Genomic DNA, 10,081 nt, shown 5'->3' on the forward strand with positions numbered 1-10,081 from the left:
GCCTGCACCTGATCACCGGCATCCGGCGCAATATGCGCAACCAGCTGATGCCGCTGGTCGACAAGCGTATGCTGCGAGGGCGCTTCGTCATCGAGACCGTGTTCGACATCCTCAAATGCCAGATGGGCCTTGAGCATTCACGTCACAGATCGCCCATCAATGCCATGGTCCATATCCTGTCCTGTCTCGTCGCTTACGCCTACAGACCCGGCAAGCCGTCCATCTTGCGCAAAGGCAAAAAGCTCGAGGCTTATCCATAGTTCGGGTCTGCCATAAGGGTTTTCGGCCTTCACGGACTGCTACATCCCTGATGGCTGCCCGGACGGCGCCTGTCCCGGCCATCGCCCGGTGGTTGCGCCGCATCCCGGGCCGGATTCGGAACGAGAACCACGGCAAGCGGGGCGCCAGCTTCGCTACGGGCCGTGCCGGCAACCGGCCCCGGGGAATAGTCGTTCCGGAACCAAAGCTCGGCGAGGCGTGCTGAAGAGACCGGTGCGAAACCAGAATGACATAGCTGATCGTTCCGAGAACGACCGGGCGGGCAACAGCGCCGCTGCCAGGCGATCAGGATAACGGGCTGGCGCCGGCGAGGGACAGGGTGCGGCTCAGCGGGACCCGCAGGCGCGCGCGCCGTTCGAAGGCGTCGATGATCCGGCGGAACAGCGAATCGAAAGCGCCGGCAGCCAGGCGCGCGACGATCGGATTGTGGAACTCATACTTGGCGCTGAAATCAATGCGCGTCCGCGCCGGGCCAAGGGGATTGAATTGCCAGGTCACCTGCAGATCGCGCAGTGGGCCGTCGGTGGAGTCCACGGTGATGCGCCGCGCCTCCTGGTCGCCCAGCGTGCGATTGGTGTAGCTGAACTGCAGCGGCGCCATGCCGACGGTCATGCGCGATATGATTTCGCTGCAGCCGGGCCTTATTTCGCGCCGCGCGAGGATCCGTTCATGCGTACATCCGGGCACGAACTGCGGATAGCGCTCGATGTCGAGCACCAGGGCGAACATCTCCGTCCAGTCGTGGCCAATGGTCCGGTGTATTGCGATGGTCCGCATGGTCGATGGCACCTCGGCGCCAAGGTGCCGCAAACGGCGCGGGGACCGCCTTGATGTGCGTCAAGCAGGCGATAATCAGGAGAGCGTGCTTATGGCACACCATAGACCCGGGATGCCGTCCCGGCGAACAGGGCCGTCTTCTCCGCCGCCGAGGCGCTGGCGGCCAGGCGCTTGAAGGCGTTCCACACCACGCCATAACTGCACCAGCGCTTCTGCACCGGGAAATTGCTCTCGAACATGCAGCGATCGGCGCCGAACAGCGCGATGCTGGTTTCGATCCAGGGACGCCATGCCGCCGCCACCTCCTCGGAGTCCGGCGGGGTCTCGCGCTTCGGCGCGTCGCCGCCGGGCAGGCGGATTGGCAGCGCGCCCAGCTTCACCGTCACGTTCCTCTGCCGTGCCAGCTCGCGCATGCCGCTTTGCCAGTCGGCGAACGCCTCGTCGCGCCGCGTGGCATAGGGGCCGCCCAGGATCGGGGTGCCGACATGGTTCAGCACGATCGGGATGTCCGGGAAAGCGGCGGCGAGTTCGGCCACCTCGGGCAGTTGCGGATGATACACCCAGGCGTCGAATACCAGCCCGAGCGGGCCCAGCGCGGCGTAGCCGGCACGGAAGTCCAGGTCGCGCAGCACGCCCGGCTTCGGCGCCACCTTGTGGATGCGGTCGGAGGCATCCCAGGCGGTGGACAGCCGCACGCCGGCGAAGCGCCCGCCGCTGGCGGCGACGTGGCGCTTCAGCAGGTCGCCGGCGCGGGCGCCGAGCCGGAGGTCGACGAAGCCGACCATGCGGGCGCAGACACGGGCCGGGCCGAAGGTTCCGCTGGCACCCATGGCGGCGATGCCGGTGACGAACTCCGTTTCTCCCAGGGACCGTTCTTCTTCCGGTCCCTCGGCGCGGTACATGGACCGGCATTCCTCGTACACCGTCGCCCGGATATTGTGACCGGTGCCGATGTCGGCCAGCAGCTCCGGCACCAGGTAGGTGTTGCCGTCCCGCGCCCACAGGTGGTGATGCGGGTCCACGATCGGCAGGTCGGGCTCCAGCGCCGGCTCGACGTGCCGGGCCAGCCATTGCTCGTTGATCGTGCCGGCGAAACGATCTGCCTGCGCCATGTGTTGCCTCCCGTTGTCGCCGCACATCGCCGGACGGCCGATCTGTTCCGCATCAGGATCGTCCCGGTGATGCGCGGTTCCGGCGCCACAAAGATATCATTTCTTTACTGCAATGTCTCCGCGAACAGCTGATGCAGCGCCGCCCAGGAGCGCGCATCCGCCTCGGCGCTGTAACGGAGCGCTTCCGGCATGTTGCGTTTCCCCGCTTCCGGATTGGTGAAGCTGTGTACGGTGTTGCCGTAGATATGCATCTGCCAGTCCGCCCCGGCCTCGCGCATTTCGGCCTCGAACGCCGCGCGCTGCTCGGGCGGGATCATCGGGTCGTCGGCGCCGATGCAGACCAGGATGCGGGGCTTGATCGAGCCCGTGGCCGCGGGTGGCGCGTTGGTGCCCAGGCCGCTGTGGAATCCCACCACCGCCTTCAGGTCCTGTCCGGCGCGGGCCAGCTCGAGCGACATGGTGCCGCCGAAGCAGAAGCCGATGGCGGCGACGCGCTTCGCATCCACCTCAGTGCGGCCGGTCAGCGCCTTCAGCGCGCCGCCAGCGCGGGCGCGGGTCTTGTTCGGATCAGCCTGCATGGGCTGCAGGCGTTCGACGGCCTGCTGCAGGTCGTCGACCAGCCGCCCGTCGCCGTGCAGGTCGCAGGCCAGGGCGACGTAGCCCATGCCGGCCAGCCGCTGCGCCTTCGAAATGGCATGCTCGCCCAGCCCGAAGGCTTCCGGAAACACCAGCACGCCGGCGGACGGGCCGGATTTCGGCTCGAAGAAAAGCTGGCTGCGCATGGTCAGGCCGTCGGCCTGGTACGTCAGCGTCTCGTGGCGCATTTCTTGTTTCCTCGTTCTTTTGGCAGCGTCGGTTAGACCATGGGGCACCAGCGCGGGCAAGTCACGCCGACGGGCGGGAATGCTGTGCCGGGCTTCGTCGTTTCGGGACCGTTCGGCGTATAGTACCGCATCGGAACAACATCGGTCGTTTCGAAAGCACCTGAACCGGACAGCATTCCCCGCAATCTGCGCCACTGGATTTCGGCGCCGCGAAGCGCATCATGGCCCGCAAGCAGGCCAGACAACGTCAACGGAGGATCCGCCATGACCGCCTCGAACACCGAAATGAAACTGCCATCGCTGACCCGCGACGCCGACCAGGCGCTGCAAGATGTCGCGGAATTCGGCATCGCGCGCATCGAAGGCGTCCTGGCCGGCGCAACCCTGGCCCGGGTCCGCGACGCGCTGTACCGCGCCGCGGCGTCCGACCGGGAGCGCGGCTGGAACAACCGGTTCATCATGGACAATCCCGAGGACCGGACGAACCAGCGCGTCTGGTGCCTGCTGAGCCGCGATCCGGTGTTCAGCGACCTGGCGGAACATCCGGTCGCGCTGCAGGCCGTCCGCGCGCTGCTTGGCTGGCCGGTGACGCTGTCGAACATCTCGGCCAACATCACAGGCCCCGGCGGTGGCGAGATGATGCTCCACGCCGACCAGGGCTTCGCGCCGCAGCCCTGGGGCGGCATCCAGGGCGTGAACATCGCCTGGGCCATCGACGACTTCACCGAGGAGAACGGCGCCACGCGAATCGTCCCCGGCAGCCACCGCCAGAACCGCGCGCCGTTGGCCGAGGACGACCAGCACACCGTCGCGCTGGAAGCACCGGCCGGATCGGTCATCGTCATGGAGGGGCGCGTCTGGCACCGCACCGGTTTCAACCGCACCGAAAACCGCCATCGCGCCGGCATCTTCGCGTTCTACACGCTGCCGATCTACATGCCGCAGGAGAACTGGTTCCTGTCGCTGGACCCGGCGATCCGGCATTATGCGTCGGAGACGCTGCTGCAACTGCTCGGGTTCAAGGCGGCGCGCTTCGGGCGCTTCTACGGCGCGTCGCTTTACTGAACGGGCCGCCCCGAGCCCGCAACTGGCCCCGGGGATTGGCCACTCATCGTCATGCCGGGCGCAGGCCCGGCATCCACGCCTTATGCTGTTATCAGCACTGCAAGGGGTGGATGGCGGCCCTCCGGCCGCCATGACGGATAGGGCTGTCTGCCCCGGCCAAGGAAAGAACCCACAAAAAAGCGGCCCCTTGCCCGGACCGGGCAAGGGGCCGCTGACCTGGTGCAGCCGGTGCGGCGTTATGCCGCGCGGCGGGCGGAAAGAGCCGACGGCAACTGGGTGATCGCCTGGTCGATCAGCCGCGAATCCGCGTCTGCGCTCAGGCCTTCCGCGATCACCTCGCGGGCGGCCGTGGTCGCGATGTCGGCGGCGGCGAGGCGGACCTCATCCACCGCGGCCTTCTCGGCGGCGGCAATCCGATCGATCGCCATCTGCTCGCGCCGGCGGGCGGAGGCTTCGGCCTCGGCGGCGGCCTCGGACGCCAGGCGGGTGGCCTCGGACCGGGCGCGCTCGATCATCGCCTTGGCGTCCGCCAGGGCGTCGGTGCGCTGCTTTTCGGCGTCTTCCAGCATCGCCTCGGCCTCACGCCGCAGTCGGGAGGCTTCCTCGAGCTCGGCCTTCACCGTGGCGGTGCGGGCATCCAGAAGCCCCGCCAGGGCCTTCCACAACTGCCGGCCGAACAGGATGAAGAACAGAACGAACGCCACCACCACCCAGTTCTTGGGATTGGTGAAGAAGCTTTCCTCGTGCATTGCGGTCTGCTCCTTGTTCAGCCAATGCCGCGGGCGGCCAGGGCGGACCAGACGGCAGCGCCCAGCCGACCCTGGTCCGGCGAAATGCCGGTCAGGCGGTTGACGACCGTCGCGGCCGTGTCGGTCGCCACCTGGCGGATCGCGCCCATCGCGGCGGCGCGGGCGGCGGTGATCTGCGCTTCCGAGTCGGCCAACTGCTTTTCCAGGCGGGCGTTCAGCGTCTCGGCCTGGGCGGCGGCGGCTTTCTTGGCCTCCTCCACCGCGGCGGCGATGGCGCCCTGGGCTTCCGCCCGGGCCTTCGCGGTCGCCTCACGCGCGTCCGCCACGCCGGCGTCGGCGCGGGCCTTGGCGGCGCGGGCACCGTCCAGGTCCATGGAAATCCGAGCGGCCCGCTCGTCCAGGACCGACGCGACCAGCGGCAGCCCGTTCCGAGTGAGCACCTGGTAGAGCACGACGAAGATGATCGCGCCCCAGATCACCTGGCTGGTGGTCAGCGGGTTCGCGAGGTCGAGCTGCGGCATGCCTTCTGCCGCCAATGCGACAGCCGGCAGCATCAGCGAGGCGCCGAGACCCGCTCCCAAAAGCAGCTTCATCCGGGGGAACAGCTTCATGATGCATGCCGGGCGCACCAGGGTGCGCCCGCCTTTATCAGACGAAGAGGATGATGAAGGCGATGACGAGGGCGTACAGCGCGACCGCTTCCGTCAGCGCGAAGCCAAGAATCGCCAGGCCGAACACGCGATCACGGGCGGCAGGGTTACGGGCCACGCTGTTGACCAGTGCCGCGAAGATATAGCCAATGCCGACGCCGACACCGGAGAGGGCGATGACGGCGAGGCCGGCACCAATCATCTTGGCAGAAGCGAGGTCCATAGTCCGGTTTCCTTTCGTTTGTCAGGCCGCGCGGGCGGGGTCATCCCGCCCGCTTGTTCAGAGGTTGAAGACAGGTATCAGTGCAGATGAACTGCGTCGTGCAGGTAGATGCAGGTCAAGACTGCAAAGACGTAGGCCTGCAAGGTCGCCACCAGCAGCTCGAACCCGATCAGCAGGGTGTTGAGCCCCAGTGTCAGGCCCGCCGACATGTAGCCCAGCAGGCCGAGTCCGCCCAGCATGATGGTGAAGGCGCCGAACACCTCCAGCATCACGTGGCCGGCCATCATGTTGGCGAAAAGTCGCACGGACAGCGAGATGATGCGCGAGAGGTAGGAAATCACCTCGATCACGAACAGCAGCGGTATCAGCGCCTTCGGCACGCCCTGCGGCACGAAGTAGCTGAGGAAGTGCAAGCCGTGGATCCGGATCGCCACGCCCGTCGACAGGAAGAACACCACCAGCGTCAGCGCCAGGGTCACCACGATGTGGCTGGTGAAGGTGAAAAAGTAGGGGAAGACCCCCAGCAGGTTGCCGAACAGGATAAAGAAGAACAGGGTGAAGACGAACGGGAAGAACTTGCGTCCCTCGGGGCCGATCTGGTCGACGCACATCGACAGGACGAAGTCGTAGCTGAGTTCGGCCGCGGCCTGCAGCCGTCCCGGCACCATGGCGCGCGGGCGCATGCCCAGCCACAGCAGCGCCAGGACCAACAGGCCGGCAACCACCATCATCAGGTTCGACTGGGTGAAATTCACCGAGCTGCCGATGAAACCCAGCGTCGGATGTAGCTGGAACTGACCCAGCGCGTCGATGCTACCTGAACCCGCCGCCACCCGCTTGCTCCTACCCTAAAGCCAACCGTCAATCCTTCGGCGCGAACATGCGCCAAAGATTCAATATGCCCGCCGCACCGCCCAGGGGGACGAACACCACCGTCAGGATCGGGGTGGTGTGGAAAATCCGGTCCAGCCCGTAGCCGATGGCGACTGCCACCGCAAGGGCTGCAACCAGCTCGATCCCTACCCGCAGGCCGATACTCCACAAAGAACCGCCGAGCTCACCCTGGTTTCCCAAGGCCGGCTTCGGCGGGGCGTCGAGACCCTGTCTGCTGCGAGCGGCTTTCAGACGTTCCTCGAACGAGGGGCCCGGTCCGCTCTGATCCTGGTTCATGCTCGCTCCTGGCAACTGTCGGTGCCGGAAGGCGGGGTCTAGCTACCGATGGGGTCAGCAGGTGTCAAGGACGCTTGGCCGATGTTTCGGCCAAATCCTGGGATCACGTGTCCGGCGGGTTATAGCAGGCGGCTTGGGTTTTGGCAGGTGGGCAAAAGGCTACTCGTCGCCATACGGATCCCCGGCATATCCCGAAGTCGTATATGGAATGCCCAAACGCACCCGCCGGTAGATGGGCGCTCCAGAGTTTCCGCCCGGCAGGAAGGATCGCCGGATTTTCAGCTCCGGATACCCCGCCTCGGGGGCGGGTGGCCGTGCAGGGAGACCCCGCCTCGATCGTGCAGGGGCCGTCAACGATCTGGATACCATGACGAAGGCAGGCGAAGGCCACGGCCGGCTCGGCCTGAGCCAGACAGCGGTCCACCGGCGCCATGAAGGCCGGCTCCAGTCCGGCGGTCGCCTTCAGGGCGGCAAAGCCGGTCACACCGTCGCTCATCAGCAGAACCCGGCGACAGGGCGGGAAGTGGGTGACGCGCAGCGTGTCCTGCCAGTCGTCCATCGTCACGAAGAACGTCTCGTTTGCCGCCTCGCCGTTGTGCGGCGGCGACACGGCCCGAGTCACAGGCGTAGATGCCGTGTAAGCATCGCTACAAACCGACGCCGTGCGAGGTCCGCGGTTCTACCTGGCTGGTGCACAGGCCCATGCGATTGAGCAAGGCTGCGACATCGGCATCCGACCAACGCCAACATCCGTCAGAAGGCCTTGTTCGCCTCCGGCCGATGCTTGTTCATTGGAACAAAGCCCGAGCGGTCCGCCGCCCGTGGCTCGCGCACCCAGATCTCCCGGTTCGGATGCAGGCCGCCGCCGCGCGTGGCGGGCACCGCGGTATGGCGGGCGCGGTGCAGCAGGCGGGTGTCGGCGATACCGCAGTTCGGATGGACGCCGCCGTTGTTGGCGGCCGCCTGCTGCCAGGCCGCCTTGCGCTGCGCCAGCGTCGCGGGATCGTCCAGTGCCGGGCAGGTCAGCTCGTTCCTGTTCAGATCGGCCACGATCTCGTCACCTTCCTCGATCAGCGCGATCGGGCCGCCGAGGGCGGCTTCCGGCCCTACGTGACCGATGACCAGGCCCACCGACCCGCCGGAGAAGCGCGCATCCGTCATCAGCGCGATGACAATGCCCCGCTCCCGGCACAGGGTGGTGATGCGCGAGGTCGGGTCCAGCATCTCCGGCATGCCCGGCGCGCCGCTCGGCCCCTCGTAGCGCACGACGACCATGTCGTGGTCCTGGAAGATCTCCGGGGTCCGGTCGAGCGCCGCAATCAGGCTTTGCTCGCCCTCGAACACACGGGCGCGGCCACGGAAGATGTTGCCCTCCAGGCCGCCCTCGACCCCGGCGAGCTTGAGGATCGCGGAGAAGTCGGGCGAGAGGTTGCCGCCGAGGACGCGCAGGCCGCCGGTCGGCTTGTAGGGCTTCGCCACCGGGTGGATCACCGTACCGTCCACGGCCCGCGTGCCCAGGCGCGCAACCTGCGCCCGCAATGTCTCGCCGGTGCAGGTCATGACGTCGCCGTTGAGCAGCCCCGCTTCCAGAAGCTCGCGGACGATCACCTGCACGCCGCCGACACGGTCAATATCGACCATCGAGTATTTGCCGTAGGGCCGGGCATCCGTGAGCACCGGGATGACATGCTGCGAGAGGTAATTGAACTCCTCCGGCGTGATGATGTCCCTCCAGAAGTCGGCATAGCCGGCGGCGCGGGCGATCTCGGGCGCGTGCAGCGTGACGTTGGTCGATCCGCCGATGGCCATTGCCACGATCATCGCATTGCGCAACGAATCGCGCACGACGATATCGCGCGGCTTCAGGTCCTCTTTGATCAGGTTGGCGAGATGATCGACCAGTTCACCGGGGAACTCGTTGACCCGGCGCGGATCGTCCGAGGCCGGCGCCACCATGTGCAGCGGCTGCATGCCGACGGCGCCGATGAAGGTCTGCATCGTGTTGTAGGTGAACATGCCGCCGCAACTGCCGATGCCCGGGCAGGCATGGCAGGCGATGCGATCGCGATAGGCGGCATCGGGATGCCCGGCAACCTGGAAGGCGCTGACGACATCCAGTGCCTCCCCCGTATCCGGATCCCGGCCGGGGTGGATCGGTCCATCCGACATGAGGATCGCCGGCTGGTTGTGCTCCAGCAACGCGGCGAGCGCACCGACCGGGGGCTTGTCGCAGGCGACCACGGCGATCGTGCCGGCAAGCCCGCTGGCTTCAAGATGCTCGCACAGAGCGTCGTGCGTCACCTCCCGGCCGATGAGCGAGTAGCGCATCTCCCGGGTGCCGTTCCTGATCCCGTCGGAGATGCCGATGGTGTACTCGGGCTGGACGAGGCGTGCCCTGAGTTGGCCTTCGCCCTTGCCAATCCGGCTGCCGAGGCGCGCATGGACCGCATCCACCTTGGCCATGACACCAAGGTAGCACTGGCTGTCCCCCTTCGTGCCCACCACGCCTACGGATGGCTCATGGATGAGCTCGGGATCGGCCCCGAGCACCTGCGCGAGCCCGATGGTCTGGGCCGAGCGGCCCGGATGGCGGTCGATCAGCACGATCCTGGGATTGGGCACGGAAGCCTCCCTGATGACGGTAGACGTGGTTGAGCGAATGGGATGGCCAAAGTCACTTCACCTTTCATAGTCGGCGTGAAAGGGCCGCTCTGTTACATGGGAGCCTGAACGGTCGGTGTCGGGCACCGGCGGACCGTGTGCGGCGTCATCACTTTGAATACCCATGCGCTGCCTGGCAATGCCCTGTCCTCGAATATCCATTCCATATACAAATTGAAAACGCACGCTGCCCGGGTTCCAAAGAACCTTTCCTTCCTTGAGGATCAAGCCGAGTCCCGCGATAGCACCGGGCCGACCACCACACGATGCGAGCCTCCGGGAAGGTCTGGCGGGGCATCTGTTTGGCCGGTTCCATGACCGGCGGCTGGTCGAAGAACCCGATTACGGCCCGCGGATCGCGACATCCGACGCAACAGGCCATCCAATGTTTCGAGATGCCCTTCGACCTGGTAAATATCCCCCGGCAGAGCCGGGGGCTTTATAGTGTTGGCCGCTCAAAGCGGCCGGGCGGGTCGCTGACGCGGCCCGTTGAGTGTGAGCCGCTCAAAGCGGCAAGCGGGACCGCTAACGCGGTCCCGGGTTCAGTTGGCCACTAAAGTGGCCGGTTCAG

Annotated in this window: 13 protein-coding genes; 2 read left to right on the forward strand and 11 right to left on the reverse strand. The window is 66.6% G+C overall.

Translation table 11 applies throughout. The features are described from left to right. Positions 1-260, forward strand: a 260-nt coding sequence (locus CCS01_RS10195; protein WP_146101659.1) for a transposase, incomplete at its 5' end; no start/stop codon positions are given. A 304-nt stretch (positions 261-564) separates the two neighbouring features. Here the strand turns inward: CCS01_RS10195 and CCS01_RS10200 are convergent. From CCS01_RS10200 to CCS01_RS10210, 3 genes are all read right to left on the reverse strand, one after another. Continuing rightward, the gene (locus tag CCS01_RS10200) at positions 565-1,056 is read right to left on the reverse strand and encodes a type II toxin-antitoxin system RatA family toxin (RefSeq protein ID WP_146101660.1); all 492 of its coding nucleotides are present in this window, start codon (positions 1,054-1,056) and stop codon (positions 565-567) included. Between the two features lie 89 nt (positions 1,057-1,145). Further along, a complete protein-coding gene (locus tag CCS01_RS10205; protein WP_104518723.1) occupies positions 1,146-2,168 on the reverse strand; it encodes an amidohydrolase family protein in 1,023 nt (340 codons plus the stop codon). Positions 2,169-2,272: 104 nt separating this feature from the next. Then, positions 2,273-2,992, reverse strand: a complete 720-nt coding sequence (locus CCS01_RS10210; RefSeq protein ID WP_104518724.1) for a dienelactone hydrolase family protein — start codon at positions 2,990-2,992, stop codon at positions 2,273-2,275. 264 nt (positions 2,993-3,256) lie between these two features. Between CCS01_RS10210 and CCS01_RS10215 the strand changes: the two genes are divergently transcribed. Next, on the forward strand, positions 3,257-4,057 hold the full coding sequence (locus CCS01_RS10215; protein WP_104518725.1) for a phytanoyl-CoA dioxygenase family protein: 801 nt from the start codon (positions 3,257-3,259) through the stop codon (positions 4,055-4,057). A 236-nt stretch (positions 4,058-4,293) separates the two neighbouring features. On the opposite strand, the gene CCS01_RS10220 is transcribed toward CCS01_RS10215, so the two are convergent. The 8 genes from CCS01_RS10220 to CCS01_RS32670 all read right to left on the reverse strand — a co-directional run bounded on the left by CCS01_RS10220 (position 4,294) and on the right by CCS01_RS32670 (position 9,738). After that, positions 4,294-4,806 carry a F0F1 ATP synthase subunit B family protein gene (locus tag CCS01_RS10220; RefSeq protein WP_104518726.1) on the reverse strand — a complete coding sequence of 171 codons (513 nt, stop codon included), beginning with the start codon at positions 4,804-4,806 and terminating at the stop codon, positions 4,294-4,296. Positions 4,807-4,823: 17 nt separating this feature from the next. Further along, positions 4,824-5,417, reverse strand: a complete 594-nt coding sequence (locus CCS01_RS10225) for a F0F1 ATP synthase subunit B family protein (RefSeq protein ID WP_104518727.1) — start codon at positions 5,415-5,417, stop codon at positions 4,824-4,826. Between the two features lie 37 nt (positions 5,418-5,454). After that, positions 5,455-5,679, reverse strand: coding sequence for an ATP synthase subunit C family protein (locus CCS01_RS10230; RefSeq protein WP_104518728.1), 225 nt, complete (start codon positions 5,677-5,679; stop codon positions 5,455-5,457). A 77-nt stretch (positions 5,680-5,756) separates the two neighbouring features. After that, positions 5,757-6,512: a F0F1 ATP synthase subunit A gene (locus CCS01_RS10235; protein WP_104518729.1), complete on the reverse strand. Its 756-nt coding sequence runs from the start codon at positions 6,510-6,512 to the stop codon at positions 5,757-5,759. Positions 6,513-6,540: 28 nt separating this feature from the next. Further along, positions 6,541-6,849: an AtpZ/AtpI family protein gene (locus tag CCS01_RS10240; RefSeq protein WP_104518730.1), complete on the reverse strand. Its 309-nt coding sequence runs from the start codon at positions 6,847-6,849 to the stop codon at positions 6,541-6,543. 103 nt (positions 6,850-6,952) lie between these two features. After that, entirely contained in the window at positions 6,953-7,459 is a 507-nt protein-coding gene (locus CCS01_RS10245) for a protein phosphatase 2C domain-containing protein (protein WP_158258330.1), read from the reverse strand. Positions 7,460-7,602: 143 nt separating this feature from the next. Continuing rightward, positions 7,603-9,471 carry a dihydroxy-acid dehydratase domain-containing protein gene (locus tag CCS01_RS10250; RefSeq protein WP_104518732.1) on the reverse strand — a complete coding sequence of 623 codons (1,869 nt, stop codon included), beginning with the start codon at positions 9,469-9,471 and terminating at the stop codon, positions 7,603-7,605. 57 nt (positions 9,472-9,528) lie between these two features. After that, positions 9,529-9,738, reverse strand: a complete 210-nt coding sequence (locus tag CCS01_RS32670; RefSeq protein WP_146101661.1) for a hypothetical protein — start codon at positions 9,736-9,738, stop codon at positions 9,529-9,531. Positions 9,739-10,081 lie beyond the last annotated feature (343 nt).

It is taken from the genome of Rhodopila globiformis (assembly GCF_002937115.1).
Classification (GTDB): domain Bacteria; phylum Pseudomonadota; class Alphaproteobacteria; order Acetobacterales; family Acetobacteraceae; genus Rhodopila; species Rhodopila globiformis.